The sequence below is a fragment of the Alcaligenes phenolicus genome, from assembly GCF_032063905.1.
Classification (GTDB): domain Bacteria; phylum Pseudomonadota; class Gammaproteobacteria; order Burkholderiales; family Burkholderiaceae_B; genus Alcaligenes; species Alcaligenes phenolicus.
The window spans coordinates 58,845-75,581 of the sequence record NZ_DAMBOE010000006.1; the positions used below are offsets into that span (position 1 = coordinate 58,845).

Annotated in this window: 15 protein-coding genes; 7 read left to right on the forward strand and 8 right to left on the reverse strand. The window is 56.3% G+C overall.

Annotation, left to right across the window (positions count from 1 at the left end):
- Positions 1-64: 64 nt before the first annotated feature.
- The 5 genes from U2949_RS13090 (at position 65) to U2949_RS13110 (ending at position 4,953) form a co-directional block, all read left to right on the forward strand.
- Positions 65-1,222 (forward strand): branched-chain amino acid ABC transporter substrate-binding protein, encoded by a 1,158-nt coding sequence (locus U2949_RS13090; RefSeq protein ID WP_063693130.1) that lies wholly within the window; start codon positions 65-67, stop codon positions 1,220-1,222.
- 128 nt (positions 1,223-1,350) lie between these two features.
- Positions 1,351-2,283, forward strand: coding sequence for a branched-chain amino acid ABC transporter permease (locus U2949_RS13095; protein WP_021446749.1), 933 nt, complete (start codon positions 1,351-1,353; stop codon positions 2,281-2,283).
- Entirely contained in the window at positions 2,280-3,386 is a 1,107-nt protein-coding gene (locus U2949_RS13100; RefSeq protein ID WP_021446748.1) for an ABC transporter permease subunit, read from the forward strand. The genes U2949_RS13095 and U2949_RS13100 overlap by 4 nt, the downstream gene beginning before the upstream one ends.
- Positions 3,383-4,219, forward strand: a complete 837-nt coding sequence (locus U2949_RS13105) for an ABC transporter ATP-binding protein (protein ID WP_009455710.1) — start codon at positions 3,383-3,385, stop codon at positions 4,217-4,219. Before U2949_RS13100 ends, U2949_RS13105 begins: the two co-directional genes overlap by 4 nt.
- The gene (locus U2949_RS13110; RefSeq protein WP_021446747.1) at positions 4,216-4,953 is read left to right on the forward strand and encodes an ABC transporter ATP-binding protein; all 738 of its coding nucleotides are present in this window, start codon (positions 4,216-4,218) and stop codon (positions 4,951-4,953) included. Before U2949_RS13105 ends, U2949_RS13110 begins: the two co-directional genes overlap by 4 nt.
- 265 nt (positions 4,954-5,218) lie before the next feature.
- On the opposite strand, the gene U2949_RS13115 is transcribed toward U2949_RS13110, so the two are convergent.
- Complete coding sequence (locus U2949_RS13115; RefSeq protein ID WP_257723171.1) at positions 5,219-6,589, reverse strand: DUF6602 domain-containing protein; 1,371 nt, start codon at positions 6,587-6,589, stop codon at positions 5,219-5,221.
- Between the two features lie 180 nt (positions 6,590-6,769).
- The gene (locus U2949_RS13120) at positions 6,770-7,459 is read right to left on the reverse strand and encodes a VIT1/CCC1 transporter family protein (protein WP_026482886.1); all 690 of its coding nucleotides are present in this window, start codon (positions 7,457-7,459) and stop codon (positions 6,770-6,772) included.
- A gap of 441 nt (positions 7,460-7,900) precedes the next feature.
- On the opposite strand from U2949_RS13120, the gene U2949_RS13125 reads away from it, so the two are divergent.
- A complete protein-coding gene (locus tag U2949_RS13125; protein ID WP_026482884.1) occupies positions 7,901-8,578 on the forward strand; it encodes a type 1 glutamine amidotransferase domain-containing protein in 678 nt (225 codons plus the stop codon).
- Positions 8,579-8,697: 119 nt separating this feature from the next.
- Here U2949_RS13125 and rlmF read toward each other — a convergent pair whose 3' ends face one another.
- From rlmF to U2949_RS13155, 6 genes are all read right to left on the reverse strand, one after another.
- Entirely contained in the window at positions 8,698-9,693 is a 996-nt protein-coding gene (rlmF, locus tag U2949_RS13130; protein ID WP_321288188.1) for a 23S rRNA (adenine(1618)-N(6))-methyltransferase RlmF, read from the reverse strand.
- A gap of 136 nt (positions 9,694-9,829) precedes the next feature.
- Positions 9,830-10,291, reverse strand: coding sequence for a dUTP diphosphatase (gene dut, locus U2949_RS13135; protein WP_321288190.1), 462 nt, complete (start codon positions 10,289-10,291; stop codon positions 9,830-9,832).
- Between the two features lie 74 nt (positions 10,292-10,365).
- Positions 10,366-11,550: a bifunctional phosphopantothenoylcysteine decarboxylase/phosphopantothenate--cysteine ligase CoaBC gene (coaBC, locus tag U2949_RS13140; protein ID WP_321288192.1), complete on the reverse strand. Its 1,185-nt coding sequence runs from the start codon at positions 11,548-11,550 to the stop codon at positions 10,366-10,368.
- A 20-nt stretch (positions 11,551-11,570) separates the two neighbouring features.
- A complete protein-coding gene (gene lspA / locus U2949_RS13145) occupies positions 11,571-12,104 on the reverse strand; it encodes a signal peptidase II (RefSeq protein ID WP_026482880.1) in 534 nt (177 codons plus the stop codon).
- Positions 12,097-14,937: an isoleucine--tRNA ligase gene (ileS, locus tag U2949_RS13150; protein WP_321288194.1), complete on the reverse strand. Its 2,841-nt coding sequence runs from the start codon at positions 14,935-14,937 to the stop codon at positions 12,097-12,099. Before ileS ends, lspA begins: the two co-directional genes overlap by 8 nt.
- Positions 14,927-15,892 carry a bifunctional riboflavin kinase/FAD synthetase gene (locus tag U2949_RS13155; RefSeq protein ID WP_009455719.1) on the reverse strand — a complete coding sequence of 322 codons (966 nt, stop codon included), beginning with the start codon at positions 15,890-15,892 and terminating at the stop codon, positions 14,927-14,929. Before U2949_RS13155 ends, ileS begins: the two co-directional genes overlap by 11 nt.
- Before the next feature lie 49 nt (positions 15,893-15,941).
- Here U2949_RS13155 and purN point away from each other — a divergent pair, with 49 nt between their 5' ends.
- Positions 15,942-16,598 carry a phosphoribosylglycinamide formyltransferase gene (gene purN, locus U2949_RS13160; protein ID WP_026482878.1) on the forward strand — a complete coding sequence of 219 codons (657 nt, stop codon included), beginning with the start codon at positions 15,942-15,944 and terminating at the stop codon, positions 16,596-16,598.
- Positions 16,599-16,737 lie beyond the last annotated feature (139 nt).

Sequence of the window (16,737 nt, forward strand, 5' to 3'; positions counted from 1 at the left end):
CGTTCATTCTCACGGCACGGGCCGACAAGTAGCGCGGCTATATTAAAAAACGAAGGAGAACAATATGCAGTCCATCACGAGCTTTAAATTGGCCTTGGTTTCGACAGCAGTTTTCGGTGCATTGGCAGCTAGCCCTGCTTTTGCCGCTGACAAGGTGATCAAGCTGGGCTTTTCGGCCCCCTTGACCGGCCCGCAGGCTCACTACGGTGAAGACATGCGCAATGGCCTGGTGCTGGCTCTGGAAGAGGCCAACGCCCAGAAAATTGAAATTGATGGCGCAACCGCCCGTTTTGAACTGGTGGCCAAGGATGACCAGGCTGACCCGCGTACGGCGGTTCAGGTGGCTCAGCAAATTGTGGACGACGGTGTTGATGGCGTATTGGGCCACTTCAACTCGGGCACCACGATTCCTGCTTCGCGCGTTTACAACGACGCGGGCATCCCCCAGATCGCCATGGCAACCTCGCCTGAGTACACCCAGCAAGGTTACGACAACACCTTCCGCATGATGACCAGCGACACCCAGCAAGGTGCCGCTGTGGGTCAGTTCATCGTCAAGGATCTGGCAGCCAAGAAAGTGGCACTGATCGACGACCGTACCGCTTACGGCCAGGGTCTGACTGACCAGGTTGCCCGTGCGGTAGAAAAAGCAGGTGGCCAGATCGTGGCCCGTGAATACACCACGGACAAAGCCAACGACTTCACCTCCATTCTGACCAACATCAAGTCCAAGGCACCCGATGCCATCTTCTTTGGTGGTCTGGATGCGCAGTCAGGCCCCATGAAGCGTCAAATGCAGACGCTGGACATCAAGGCACCGCTGGTTTCGGGTGAAATGACACGCAGCGACACCTTCCTGCGTCTGGCCGGTAATGCTGCCAACGGCACTTACGCGTCCCTGGCTGGTGTGCCGCTGTCCACCATGGCGGCTGGCGAGAAATTCGCCAAGGACTACCAGGCCCGCTTCAAGGCTGAGCCCGGTGTTTACGCTCCGTACGCCTATGACGGCGCCTGGAACATGATCACCGCCATGAAGGAAGCCGGTTCTTCCAAGGCAGAAGACTACCTGCCCAAACTGGCTGCCTTGAAACGCAACGGCGCAACCAGCAGCAATATTGCCTACGACCAGAACGGCGACCTGAAAGAAATCGCCGTCACCATCTACGAAGTTAAGGATGGCAAGTGGACGATGGTGAAAACCATGGTCAGTCAGGCTAACTAAGCACGCTTGATCCTGCAGTTTGAGCCCTTCGGGGCTCATCTTTACCGTGGCCTGTGTTTGGCAGGCCCACGCTCCCTGTTCTATCGCCGTGCGCCGGGGCAGGGAGCAATGACCACGAGTCCCAATCTATGGAAATCCTGATACAACAACTAATAAATGGCCTGACCGTGGGCAGTGTCTACGCCTTGGTGGCGCTGGGCTACACCATGGTGTATGGAATTATTGGCCTGATTAATTTTGCGCATGGTGATGTAGTCATGGTTGGGGCGATGCTGGCCACGACAGTGGTGTTATCGCTGGTCGGCGCGGACCCGGCAGGCTTGTCCGCCTGGTTGATGGTGGGGCTGGCCCTTTTGGCCGCTATCCCCGTTTGCATGGGCATAGGCTGGACTGCCGAGCGTTATGCGTATCGTCCCTTGCGTCGTGCGCCCCGTCTGGCTGCACTGATCACTGCTATTGGTGTGTCCTTTATTGTGCAGAACCTGGCCATGATGATCTGGGGGCGCAATTATCTGAGTTTCCCGCACATTATTGAACCCATGGTGTTCCAGCTGGGTGACGCGCGTATCAGCTTGCTGCAGATTCTGATTATTGGCGGTGCCGCCGCGATCATGTCCGGCTTGATGGTGCTGGTGCACCGCACCCGTCTGGGCACCGCCATGCGTGCAACTGCCCAGAACCGCGAAGTAGCTGGCTTGATGGGCGTGAACATCAATACCGTGATTTCCGCTGCCTTTGTGATCGGCTCGGCCCTGGCTGCCGTCGCAGGCGTGATGATCGTGACTTACTACGGCGTCGCCCAATACACGATGGGCTTCATGCTGGGCCTGAAAGCCTTTACCGCCGCCGTTCTAGGGGGCATTGGTAATTTGGGTGGTGCCATGCTGGGTGGCTTGCTGCTGGGCTTGATCGAAGCTCTGGGCGCAGGCTATATCGGTGACCTGACCAATGGGGTCTTTGGCAGTAACTATCAGGATGTGTTCTCTTTTATCGTGCTGATCTTGGTGCTGATTTTCCGTCCCTCGGGCCTGTTGGGTGAACGTGTGGGAGATCGCGCATGAGTCTGAATCAAACATTAAGTGGCGCTGGCTCCAAACAGCGCCCCGCAACGCCCGCTAAAGTCTGGGTTGGTGCGCTGCTGATTGGTGTGGTGCTGGCTATCCTGCCCTTCGTGCTGGGTATGGCGGGGCAAAGCTGGATCCGCACCCTGAACTTTGCCTTGCTATACGTGATGCTGGCCCTGGGCCTGAACATCGTGGTGGGTTTTGCTGGTCTGCTGGATCTGGGCTATATCGCTTTCTATGCCGTAGGGGCTTATGTCTGGGCTATGTTGGCATCGCCGCATTTTGGTTTGCACCTGCCGTTCTGGATGGTGCTGCCAGCCGGTATTGCTCTGGCTGCCGTATTCGGTGTGCTACTGGGCTTTCCGGTCCTGCGCTTGCGAGGCGACTATCTGGCGATTGTGACGCTGGGCTTCGGTGAAATTATCCGCATCTTCATGAACAACCTGGATGCGCCAGTCAATATCACCAATGGCCCGCAAGGGATCAACCGAGTCGATACCTTCAAGATTGGCGACTTCATCTTCGGCAAGGCGGAAACCCTATTTGGTATACGGATTACCGGGCCAGAGAAATACTATTACCTGCTCCTGCTGATCACTCTGCTGATTGTGTTCATCTGCGTACGCCTGCAGCACTCCCGTATTGGCCGAGCCTGGGAAGCCATTCGTGAAGACGAAATTGCTGCCAAGGCCATGGGTATCAATACCCGTAACGTCAAACTGTTGGCCTTTGCCATGGGTGCAACTTTTGGTGGTGTGGCTGGGGGCTTGTTTGCTTCCATGCAAGGCTTCGTCAGCCCAGAGAGTTTCAGCCTGACCGAGTCCATTTCCGTGCTGTGCATGGTGGTGCTGGGCGGCATGGGCCATATCCCCGGTGTGATCGTGGGGGCCTTGCTGCTCTCCGTATTCCCCGAACTGCTGCGCTCCGTCGTGGTACCGCTGCAGCAAAGCGTGTTTGGCGACGTGATTCTGGATCCGGACGGTATTCGTATGCTCTTGTTCGGCTTTGCCCTGGTATTGGTCATGATTTATCGCCCTGAAGGCCTGTGGCCCTCTGCAGTGCGCCGTCGTGAACGCAAAATGAAGCAGGTGCAAGCATGAGTCTGAGCATGAACCAACAAGTAAAAGACGGCGAGGTGCTGTTGCAGGCAGAAGGCTTGTCCAAACGCTTCGGCGGTTTGCAGGCCTTGTCTGAAGTCAGCTTCAGCATTCGCAAGGGCGATATCTACGGTCTGATTGGCCCGAACGGTGCGGGTAAGACCACGCTGTTCAACGTGATGACAGGCTTGTACATCCCCGAGTCGGGCCGCTGCACCTTTGCTGGTCGCAACCTGACCGATTGCAAACCCCATCAAATCGCTGAATCCGGTTTTGCGCGTACCTTCCAGAACATCCGTCTGTTTGGCAGCTTGTCTGCCCTGGAAAACGTCATGATCGGCCGCCACGTCCGCACCCGTGCTGGCGTGTTGGGGGCGGTGCTGCGTAACCGCGCTACCCGCCAGGAAGAAGAACAGATCGAGGCCCGTGCCTACGAGCTGCTGGATTACGTAGGCATTGCCCAGCACGCTAATGAGATTGCCCGCTCCTTGTCCTACGGCGACCAGCGCCGCCTGGAAATCGCCCGCGCACTGGCAACTGATCCTATGCTCTTGGCTCTGGACGAACCGGCTGCCGGTATGAACCCGTCCGAGACAGTAGTGCTGCGCCAGCTGATAGAAAAAATCCGTGGTGACGGCATTACCGTCCTGCTGATCGAACACGATATGAAGCTGGTCATGGGCCTGTGCGACCGGGTTCTGGTGCTGGAATACGGCAAAGTGCTGGCCGAAGGCAAACCCGCCGAAGTCCAACATAACCCACGCGTGATCGAAGCCTATCTGGGCGCAGGCGCAGCCAAAGAGCTGGGCATTACCGTTGAAGAGGAAAAGGCATGAGCACAGAACCGTTGATGCTGGATATTCGGGGTCTGGATGTAGCTTATGGCGGCATCCGGGCGGTACGCGGCCTGGACCTGCGAGTGGGCAAGGGCGAGCTGGTTTGCCTGATCGGTGCTAATGGTGCGGGTAAAAGCACCACGCTGAGGGCGATTACAGGTTTGGTGCCTGCCGCTGCAGGACAGATCGAACATCAAGGTGAAAGCATCGTCGGCCTGCCATCGCACCAGTTGGTGAGACGCGGCGTGGTCATGGTGCCGGAAGGGCGGGGGATTTTTCCGCAACTGACAATCGAAGAAAATCTGGCCATGGGGGCGTATACCCGCAAGGATCACCACGAAGTGCGCCAGGATATCGAGCGTATCTATACCTTGTTCCCGCGTCTGGCTGAGCGTAAAAAGCAGTCTGCAGGGACTTTGTCGGGTGGGGAGCAACAGATGGTGGCAATGGGACGGGCTATGATTTCCCGGCCTTCATTGCTGCTGCTGGATGAGCCTTCAATGGGCTTGGCTCCCATTATGGTCGAACGGATTTTTGAGCTGATCCAGACGATTGCTAAGGAAGGCGTGACGATTTTGCTGATCGAGCAGAATGCGCGCTTGGCGCTAGAGCTGGGAGATCGGGGATATGTGATGGAGTCGGGGCGGATTATCCTGGAAGGTCCGGCTGCACAGTTGCTGCATGATCCGAAGGTGAGGGCGGCTTATTTGGGGGAAGAGGATTTTGCTGCTTAAGTAAACTTCGGGCTTAGAGAAAAAGCCAATCAGCCCAAAGCTGATTGGTTTTTTTTGTGCTGGGTTTTATAAGTAGCGCAGATGAATGTAGGGGTGTTTGATTTTGGCCCTTTGCTACTTGTCGAATTATCGAAAACCAGACGCTCAGGCGCAGGTCGGGTTAGCAGAGTGTGGGTTGGTCAGCGTGGGTCAATGATCGGCCTGCAAGGCTTTCATTTATATAGGTAACAGGATCTGCGAACATAAGTCAGGTCTCCGCTCAAATTCATGCTGTTGCATTAGAGGCTGCTCCTTGCTGCTTCCTCTGCTCACATTTCGGGCAGAAATTTATGATGCCACGGGTGAGTTCATAGATATATGGTATCCAGATGATCATGCCAGCCGTTTCGATCGAGTCAAAGGCAAGAGTTTTGACGTTGACCTGTTCTCCGTCATGCTTGAACGGGCTGTCCATCACAAGGATGTCGGAAAAGGGTAGGGCATCTGGGTTGTAGATATGAACATCACCAGGCTGCCTTTGGTATGCCTCAGTGTTATCACCGGCTTTTCCATATGCGATATCCGTGGCTCTGATCCAATTTATCGGTTCTGCCGATTTGCACCACTCTATGACCTCAACCAGCTTTTCTTCGGTCAGCTTTCTTGGAAAGTCACCGTGGGTCTCGCATGTCCCGAATTCGGCGAACTGTCCAATCGAATACTTGTAAGAGTGCTCTCCTGCGACAAACGGGAGTTGAAAATAGCTCTCTACCGGAGGGGGCTGGACGTCGGTGTTCTTCAACAGACCAAGCAGTACGGAGTACAGATCGTAGAAGCAGTGCCCCGTTCGGTCCGGGCGTCCATGCATTTGAAGCTTAGTAATCGTACGAATGTCGTCATTCAGGAAGACAGCGCGATGTTCAGTGCCGTGCAACACGAAGCCCTTGGTCAGCACGAAAACAGCGTTGCACCATAGATGCTTGGGTTTGTCCTGAGCGAAAGCTTTGATCTCATTGATCAGATCAATCCAGTCTAGGTCGGTATCGAATGCGAACAGTATTCCAAAGCCTTGCTGGCTCTTGGGGCTTCCGGAAGATACGGTCCAGCCTTCCGTTGAAATTCGACGAAGCTTTTTGTAGCTTGCGATGTTCTCCAATCCATCACGGATGTCTTTTCGGGTTGCTTTCGATTTGACCTGTATCGTGCCGTATGTACTTTCGACCGGAAGAACCTGAAAGGCATTTTCACGACGCATCAACGACACCGAGTCCAATGGGTCGTAGAAGAGAATGTCCAGCTCTCCACTGACGTGGCCCGTCGTTGATGCGACGCGAACACTCCTGTCCGATGCGGCATAGCGTGCCGGCAACAGTCCCGTATCGACCAGAAATTGCCGGACAATCTCCTCACGAGCCAATCCGATATCTCGTGGATGCTTTGAGTCTTTCGCCCTGTCGTACTGGCGAAGCATGTCTTCCTGATAAAACAGGAACTCTCGATCAAGTCCGTGGAACTCACGTTCCTTTGAGCGAAGTGCGATGGCACGACTTATCTGGTCTTTCAGCATTTCCCGCGTACGATCTTCTCGCTCGGCGAAATCTGCACGCTCTTTCTTTTTAGCGTTTGTTAAACGTTTTTGAGCAGCACGTTTTCTCAAGGATTGTTTTCCCATATAAAAAGTGTGACAGAGTCAGGTCTTGAGTTGAAACATTTAGCCCTGGAACCACTGAACCTAACGCTATGAATGCCCGTTCCTGGCCCAAAGCAGCCTTGAACAGTTGAACGCTATCTTTCTATTGGCAATATCCGCATGGTATTGCCAAAGAATGACCTGCAATTAAGCTGCAACGCCAAACAACGCACCGACGCCAGCCGTTAGTCCCATCGCCAATGCTCCCCAGAAGGTCACGCGGGCGGTCGAGATAAATAGAGGAGCGCCGCCTGCCTTGGCAGCGATCAAGCCTAACAGTGCCAGAAAAAGCAGTGAGCTGCCTGCGACATACCACATGAGTGCAGCCGTTGGCGGCAGAAGAACTACAAGCAAAGGAAGTAGGGCGCCGGCTGCAAACGTCGCAGCGGAGGCCAGTGCAGCCTGTACCGGTTTGGCAGTCAAGGTCTCGGATATACCAAGCTCGTCTCGCGCATGGGCCCCGAGTGCGTCGTGAGCCATGAGTTGGGTCGCTACATTTGAAGCCAGGTTTTCATCCAAGCCCCGATTGATATAAATAGCAGTGAGCTCTGCATGTTCTTGTTCGGGGGCCTTAGCTAACTCTGCTTTCTCGCGGGCCAGATCTGCTTTCTCTGTATCAGCTTGGGAACTGACCGACACATACTCACCCGCCGCCATAGACATGGCTCCAGCGACCAGGCTGGCAACGCCCGCCACAAGAATGCTCTTTGTGCTTGCCCCTGTGGCCGCCACACCCAAGACCAAGCTTGCTGTAGAGACAATTCCGTCATTCGCACCAAGAACCGCAGCACGAAGCCATCCTGTCCGGTGCGTCTTGTGTCTTTCTGTATGTCTCATGGGTAGCCTCAGGTTGATATGTGATTACCTACTGAACCGGCGGTGTGACGAATGACCCGCTTACGTTAAGCACGCGCTTTCAGTCTCGGCATGTAATTAGAAAGTATCAGGATCCATAGTAATGCGATGTTGACGCAAACAGTCTCTTTAGGACGTTGCTTTCAGCAGGAAACGGTGGTGAATCCATATAAAAAAGTCCTTTCTTTGTTCCTGACTGACGTTAGCCAGACTGGCAATGTTAAATCCGCCGCCTGTCTGTTTGAGTAACGGTCGGGTTCAAGCAAGTCTGGAATGGACGACGATCTCGGCAGCCGTCGCAGGTCTTGATCGGCATACTTACCAGCAGCCGTTTTGGTAAGCTGGTGATTGGCATCGTTAGCGAGCAAGACCTCGTAGGCATGACCGCTTGCTTTTTTATCCTCCATTCAAAGAAGGTGCTCCATGAAGATTTTGATGATTCTTACTTCGCACGATCAACTGGGCAACACTGGCCAAAAAACGGGTTTCTGGCTGGAGGAGTTCGCCGCGCCTTACTACGTCTTTAAGGACGCGGGCGCGCAGATCACGGTCGCTTCGCCGCAGGGTGGACAAGTGCCATTGGACCCAAAGAGCGACGATCCAGCGGCGCAAACCGATGATACCCGCCGTTTCAAGGATGATCCGGCGGCTCAGTCCGTATTGGCCGAAACGCAAAAGCTCACGGAAGTTGTGGCCACCGACTTTGATGCCGTGTTCTATCCGGGCGGCCATGGGCCTTTGTGGGATCTGGCTGAAGATCCCACATCGATCGCACTGATCGAAACCATGCTGGCCGCGGGCAAGCCGGTCGCTGCCGTCTGCCACGCCCCTGGCGTGTTGCGCCATGTGAAATCGGCTGACGGCACCCCGCTGGTTCGAGGCAAGTCGGTTACAGGTTTTGCCAACAGCGAGGAGGAGGCTGTCGGTCTGACCGACGTCGTGCCATTCCTGGTGGAAGACATGTTGAAAGGCAATGGTGGCAATTACAGCAAAGGCAATAACTGGCAACCCCATGTGGTCAGCGATGGCCTGCTGATCTCCGGCCAAAATCCGGCGTCATCCAGACCCACCGCCGAAGCCTTGCTGAAGATGTTGGGGTGAAACTCGCCTAGCCAACGATGCTGTGAGCAGCATCGTTGGTGCAGTGATTTTTTTTGCTTGGGTAGCCGATAGCCGTCTTTAGTGAGTGGCTGTTGTCGATTCAAACGTTTGATGTAAGCCTAGCGCCAACGCTCACTGCGCCAAGCCTCTTGTTCTCCAGCATCAAGAAAAGTCCAGGCCACGAAGCGGCTTTGCTTTTGCCCCTGCGTCATTTCTACGGTTTTGACCTTAACCGCCTTGGCCTTTTTTAAGGCATTCAAGACACCGGGTACATTCGATGCTTTGGACACCAAGGTGCTGAACCAAAACACTTGTCCGCCTACCGTTGCGCTTTCTTCTATCATGCGGCGGATGAAAAGCGCCTCACCGCCTTCGCACCATAGCTCCGTATTCTGTCCACCAAAATTCAGCACAGGAGCATTGTGCTTGGGCGCAGCTTTGCCCAAGCCACGCCATTTACGTTGACTGCCGCTTTCAGCCTCTTCTTGCGATGAATGGAAGGGAGGGTTACACAGCGTCAGGTCAAAGTAATCGTTTGCACCCAGCAAGCCTTTGAAAATATGCCTGGGTGATTTCTGCTGGCGCAATTTGATTGCAGCCGGCAAGCCCGGGTTCGCGTGAATAATAGTTCGTGCAGAAGTCAGCGCATCAGCGTCTATGTCTGATCCTAGAAACTGCCACCCATATTCGGTATTACCAATCAATGGGTAGATAGCATTTGCGCCCACGCCAATATCAAGGACACGTACTGCCTCACCACGGGGAATGGCTCCCTTATTGCTGCTGGCCAGCAGATCGGCCAGGTAGTGCACGTAATCGGCACGACCCGGAATGGGAGGGCAGAGGTAATTAGCAGGAATATCCCAATGCGCTATGCCGTAAAAGCTCTTGAGCAGGGCGCGATTCAGAGTTTTGACGGCATTCGGATCGGCGAAGTTGATGCTTTGATCACCGTAAGGGTTCACAAAAACGAAAGCAGCCAGTTCGGGCGTGTCTTTGATGAGGGCATCAAAGTCGTAACGACCCTGATGGCGGTTGCGCGGGTGGAGCTGGGCCGCCGTTTTATTTGAAGTGAGTAATTCGGCGTTGGAATTACCTGTTTTGGGAGAGGGCATTGAAATCCGAAATCGGCCTGGGTAAGTCTGAGTCGTGGCGCTAGTACGTTTTTAAAGCAAAGTGTCAGGACTAAGGAAGGAGCGATACCTGCTGCACCAAGGCATTTTGCATCACATCTTTCCCTAGCTTTAATGCTTAGTTCTTGCCCGTGCTGCCAAAGCCACCCGTACCGCGCTCGGTTTCGGTAGAGAACTCGTTCACAAACTGCAGTGCCACTTGCACCACAGGCTGGAACATCAGCTGGGCGATACGCTCGCCGGGCTGGATCACGTAGTCCTGATCACTGTCATTGGCCAGAATCACGCCAATCTCGCCGTGGTAGTCGGCATCAATGACGCCAATGCCTTGGGCGACACGCACGCCGTGCTTCAGGGACAAGCCCGAGCGCGAGGCGACGATGGCCACCAGGCCAGGGTCCATCATATTGATGGCCAGGCCGGTTTTAACCAGCGTACGGCCGCCTGCGGGCAGGGTAACGGCTTCGCTCAGGCAGGCGCGCAGGTCCATGGCGGCCGAGCCGTCCGTGGCGTAGCTGGGGGCTTCAATCGTTGTGCTCAACAAGTCATTGACGATGCGGGCTTCAATACGGCGGTGCATAGACGGTATCCTGAAAAAAAGAGAGGCAGCGCACCTGCTTTAGCGCTGCCCGTCATCATAAAAGAGAAAAGGGATTAAAGCCGCTGGGCGATATCTTGAACCAGTTGGCGCGCCGCCAGCAGTTTATCCTGAGCGGGCCATTGCATATGGCCTTGCTCGTCAAACAACACCAGTTCGGTGTCGTCGGCATTCATGGCGCGCTGGGCCAGGTTGGCGACCAACAAGGGCACATTCTTGCGTTGACGCTTGGCTTGGGCGTGCTCGATCAAGTTGTCTGTCTCGGCAGCAAAGCCTACGCAGAAAGGACCGTTTTTCAACGCAGCAACCTCGGCCAGAATGTCGGGGTTGGGGCTGAATTGCAGGTCTGGTGTAGCTTGTTCGGACGTCTTCTTGATTTTGATGTCGCTGGCATTGCTGACGTACCAGTCTGCGACCGCTGCGACGCTGATAAATATATCGGCATCGTCTACTTGGGACATCACGGTGGCGTGCATTTGACGGGCGGTTTCCACGTTGATGCGACGCACCTGATAGGGCGTTTCCAGTGCAACGGGGCCGGAGACCAGAGTCACTTGTGCACCCGCTTCTTGAGCCGCACGGGCAATGGCGTAACCCATTTTGCCGGAGGAGCGGTTGCTGATGACGCGCACCGGGTCAATCGGCTCGCTGGTCGGGCCAGCGGTGATCAGAACGCGTTTGCCTGCCAGCAGCTTGGGCTGAAAGAAGGAAGTCAGCTCTGCCAGCAGTTGGGCAGGTTCCAGCATGCGGCCATCGCCGGTTTCACCACAGGCCTGGTCGCCGCTGCCGGGGCCCAGAATATGTACGCCGTCGCGGCGCAGTTGTTCGACATTGCGCTGAGTGGCCGGGTGCAGCCACATTTCCCGATTCATGGCGGGGGCGATCAGCAGGGGGCAGTGACCGCGGGCCACGCATAAGGTGCTGAGCAGATCGTCGGCCAGACCGTTGGCCAGCTTGGCCATGAAGTTGGTGCTGGCGGGGGCGATCAAAATGGCATCGGCATCCCGGCTAAGCTGGATGTGCGCCATATTGTTGGGAACACGCGCATCCCACAAGTCGGTGTAGACGGTACGTCCCGACAGGGCCTGAAAGGTGACCGGGCTGATGAAGCGCGTGGCCGATTGGGTCATGACCACATCAATCCGGGCACCCAGGTCCTGGCTGCGACGCAAGAGTTCGGCGGTTTTATAAGCAGCGATGCCGCCGGTGATGCCAAACACCAGTTTTTTATTGCTAAGCATAGGACATGATCCTTACAGACTCAGGAGCGCTGTCGTTTGTTGCGGCGCATGCGCATGAACTCGTCCAGCACCAACAGGGCAGCGCCGCAGCTGATGGCGACGTCGGCAATATTGAAGGCCGGAAAGTAGGATTGATTCCAGTAGAACAGCAGAAAATCTACCACGTGCCCGTGCATCAGGCGATCCACCACGTTGCCGATGGCGCCACCCAGAATCAGGCTTAGCGACAGGCAAAACAAGGGCTGCTTGGCCGAGCGGCGCAGCATGGTCACGATAAATACCGTGGCAACGGCTGCAATGCCGACAAAGAACCAGCGCTGCCAACCCTGACCACCGGCCAGAAAGCTGAACGCCGCGCCGGGATTGTAGAGCAGGGTGAAATCAAAGAAGGGCAGGATATTCCAACGTTCCTGATAGAACAGGTTGCTGTCGAAATACTGTTTGGTCCATTGGTCCAGGCCGACAATAAAGGCGGCCAGACCAATCCAGGCCCAGAACTGCCGCGAGGGCAGTCGGGCCTGGCCGGGAGAAGGGGTCATGTCCTTATCAGGCATGGTGACGCACTTCGCCTTCGCCAAACAGATTGTCCTCGCAACGACCACACAGGGTGGGGTGCTCGGCGCTCTGGCCTACGTCAGGGCGGTGGTGCCAGCAACGCTCGCACTTGGCCTGTTCGGTAGGGGTAACGTCGATGCGCAAATCGCCTTCGCCAGCGTGCACGTCAGCACGCGAGACGATCAGCATGAAGCGCAGGTCCTGTCCCAAGGATTGCAGGAATTCCAGATCCTGACCGGTGGCGTAGATGTCGATTTCGGCCGCCAGCGAGGAACCGATGGCACCGGTGCTACGTACATCTTCAATACGGCGCATCACGTCGGCACGGATGGCGCGCAGGCGCTGCCATTTGGTGCTCAGTGCAGTTTGTTCGCCTTGCTCCGGCAGGACATGGAACAGCTCGGTGAAGATGGTGCCGCTAGGAACCGAACCACCGTGCATGTCGCGCCAGGCTTCTTCTGCCGTGAAAGACAGGATAGGAGCCATCAGCTTGAGCAGGGTCTGTGTCAGGTGATACAGCGCGGTTTGAGCCGAGCGACGTGGCTGGCCATCTTTAGCCGTGGTGTACAGACGGTCTTTCAGAATATCCAGGTAGAACGCGCCCAGGTCTTCGGAGCAGAAGGTCTGCAAGCGAGCCACGATGGGGTGGAACTCGTAGCGCTTGTAGTTCTCCAGCAACTCGGCCTGCATGTCGGCGGTCATTTGCAGGGCGTAGCGGTCGATTTCGGTCAGTTGATCAACAGGTACAGCATGTTGGGTGACATCGAAGTCGGCCAGGTTACCCAGCAGGAACTTCAGGGTATTGCGGATACGGCGGTAGCCTTCCACAACACGCTTCAGAATTTCGTCGGAGATGGACAGCTCGCCCGAGTAATCGGTAGAGGCGGCCCACAGGCGCATGATCTCGGCACCCATCTTGTCGGCAATTTCTTGCGGCTTGATGATATTGCCCAGCGATTTGCTCATCTTGCGGCCATTGCCGTCCACCACGAAGCCGTGGGTCAGCAGGGCTTTGTAGGGCGCGCGGCCATACAGCATGCAGCCCGTCAGCAAGGACGAGTGGAACCAGCCACGGTGCTGGTCCGAGCCTTCCAGGTACAGGTCGGCAGGCCATTGCAGCTTGTCAGCGTGCGAGCCGTGGGTGGTGTGATCCTTGCCGCCCAGCACGGTAGCGTGTGTGGTGCCCGAGTCAAACCACACGTCCAGCGTGTCGCGGTTTTTCTCGTACAGATCGGCTTCGTCACCGAGCAGGTCGCGTGGGTCCAGGTTTTGCCAGGCTTCGATACCGCTCTTTTCGATACGCTCGGCTAATTGTTCCATCAGCTCGGGCGTGCGGGGGTGCAGTTCACCCGTTTCCTTGTGCACAAAGAAAGCCATGGGCACACCCCATTGGCGCTGACGCGACAAAGTCCAGTCCGGGCGGTTGGCGATCATGGCATGCAGGCGGGCACGACCCCAGGAGGGGTAGAACTCGGTGTTATCAATGGCTTCCAGGGCCATTTCACGCAAGCTACGGCCGCTGCTGTTTTCCTTGTCCATACCGGCAAACCATTGGCTGGTGGCACGGTAGATGATGGGCGTCTTGTGACGCCAGCAGTGCATGTAGCTGTGCGGGTGCTGTTCGGTTTTCAGCAAGGTACCGGCGTTCTGCAAGGCTTCCACGATTTGCGGATTGGCCTTCCAGATCATCTGGCCGCCAAACAGGGGCAGATTCTCGGCGTAATGCCCATTGCCCATCACGGGCGTGAGCATGTCGTCGTCCTTCATGCCGTGGGCTTTGCAGGAGATAAAGTCTTCAATACCGTAGGCCGGGGCCGAGTGCACCACGCCAGTACCGCTGTCCAGGGTAACGTAGTCGCCCAGGTACACAGGGGAGCGGCGTTGGTAGCCTGCATCCACGTGCGCCAGAGGGTGATTGAATTCGATCAGGTTCAGGGCTTCGCCGGTAGCGGTGGCCATGACCTGGCCGTTCAGGCCCCATTGTTCCAGGCAGGATTTCACCAGCTCTTCGGCCACGATCAGCATGGAGCCGGTGGCGCGTGGACTGTCCAGCTTGACCAGGGCGTAGCTGATTTCAGGGTGTACGTTCAGTGCCTGGTTGGCAGGGATGGTCCAAGGGGTGGTGGTCCAGATAACGATGGCGCCATCGTCCACGCTGTCTACGCCAAAGGCGGCGGCCAGTTTGTCCTTTTGCGCGAAGGGGAAGGCCACGTGCACGGACGGGTCAGTGCGATCGGCGTACTCAACCTCGGCTTCTGCCAGGGCGGAACCACAGTCAAAACACCAGTTCACGGGTTTCAGGCCACGGAACACGAAACCCTTTTGCATGATCTTGGACAGTACGCGCAGCTCGTCGGCTTCGTTACTGAAATTCATGGTCAGGTAAGGGTTCTCCCAGTCGGCCAGCACGCCCAGGCGTTTGAAGTCCTTGCGCTGGCTGTCGATCTGCTCCAGAGCGTAGGCGCGGGCCTTGGCCTGAACTTCAGCCACAGGCAGGTTCTTGCCGTATTTCTTTTCGATCTGAACTTCAATAGGCATGCCGTGGCAGTCCCAGCCGGGCACGTACTGCGCGTCAAAGCCGGCCATATTGCGGCTTTTGACGATGATGTCTTTCAGAACCTTGTTGACCGCGTGGCCAATGTGAATGTCGCCGTTCGCATAGGGAGGGCCGTCGTGCAAAATAAATTTGGGACGACCGGCACTGGCTTGCCGAATTGCTGCATAGACTTTGTTTTCTTCCCACTGGCTAATCCAGCCCGGCTCACGTTTGGCGAGGTCACCACGCATGGGAAAGGGAGTGTCGGGCAAATTGAGAGAGTTTTTATAGTCCATTTGAAGCAAAGTAGTCGCGAGCGCGTTGTGCATCGTTGTCGATGGCGGCGATCATTGTGATGAGGTCCGGGAATTTTTCCTCGTCCCTGACAAATTCCAGAAATTCTATACGGGCAAGTTTACCGTAAGCATCCAGGCGTTGGTCGAGTAAATGCACCTCTAACAGCAGCCGTCCCTGGTCGATGACGGTTGGGCGTACCCCCAAGGAGGCAATGCCGGGCAGAGCCTGTCCGGTCAGTCCGTGAACCCGGACCACGTACACGCCGGAGCGGGCGGCACAGTGTTCGGGAACACGCACGTTCAGGGTCGGGTAGCCAATGTCCCGGCCCAGTTTCTGGCCATGAATGACATGACCACTAATATGAAAGGGCTTGCCCAGCAGAGCACGGGCGCGGTCCAGCTGGCCCACGGCCAGGGCGGTGCGCACTTCCGAACTGGAGATGCGGCGGCCATCGGCATCGGCCACATCGTGCAGGGTCTCGACGCTAAAGCCATGGCGCTTGCCCGCTTCACGCAACATTTCAATGTCGCCGGCGCGTTTGTGACCGTAGCGGAAATCCTCGCCCACCAGCAACCAGCCAGTGTTCAGACCCTGGACCAGAATCTCGTCAATAAAGGTTGCGGCCGACATATCGGCCATGGCCTGATTGAAGCGGGCCAGATAAATTTGTTCAATGCCACATTGATGCAGGGCTTCGACCTTGTCGCGCAGGCCGCTGATCTGCGTGGGGATCAGTTCGGGCCGTTGGCCGCGCTGCGCAAAAAAGGCGCGCGGGTGGGGCGTAAAGGTCATCACACAGGAGCTCAGGTCCTGCTGGCGCGCCATTTCATTGACGCGATGCAAGATGGCCTGATGGCCCAGATGGACCCCGTCAAAATTGCCAATGGTGACAGCGCTGCGGGCCGTGCTGTTGCGCCGCGGCAGAGAGCGATAGAGTTTTAGATCAGATTTCACAAGCGAGAGTTTACAATTTTGGATTCGTTATTTCTCGGGAAACAGGATTTTGACCGATTCCACCCTACCTTGTCGCCTTGTTGTGCTTATTTCAGGCCGGGGCTCCAACTTGCAGGCCATAGGCGAACTGATCAAGACAGCGGGCTTAAATGGCCGTATCGAGGCGGTCATCTCTAACAAGGGCGATGCGCCCGGACTGGAATGGGCGCAGCGTCAAGGGCTGCCTACCGAGACGGTTTCGCATCGCGAATTTGCAACACGTGAAGCCTTTGACCAGGCTTTGGCACGCGTGATCGACCGCTACCAGCCAGATTATGTTCTACTTGCGGGATTCATGCGCATCCTGAGCACCGATTTTGTTCAGCACTATGCAGGCAAGCTCATCAATATACACCCATCCTTGCTTCCTAGCTTTCCCGGTTTGAATACCCATCAACAGGCACTTGACGCGGGCGTGCAGTTTCACGGCTGCTCGGTGCATTTTGTGACCCCTGTGCTCGATGATGGTCCCATCATTGCCCAAAGTATCGTGCCCGTCCTGCACGACGATGATGCACAGACTCTGGCAGAGCGCGTTTTGGCAACCGAACACCACGTCTATACCGAGGCCGTACGCTGGCTGATCGAGGGACGGGTGCGTTTGCAGGCTGATGGCCGTGTCGAGGTTGCCGGACTTGCGCATCGCGGCTTTTATTTCCCCGCCTGATTGAGCGGGCTATTTGGAATTTTTGAATATTCATGTCTGATCACCAACAATCCCGCGGCCGCTCGGACCGCAAGCGCCCGTCCTCGTCTGCCCAACGTAACGAGTCCGGAGCGCGTGGTCGCCCTTATGCAGCACGCCG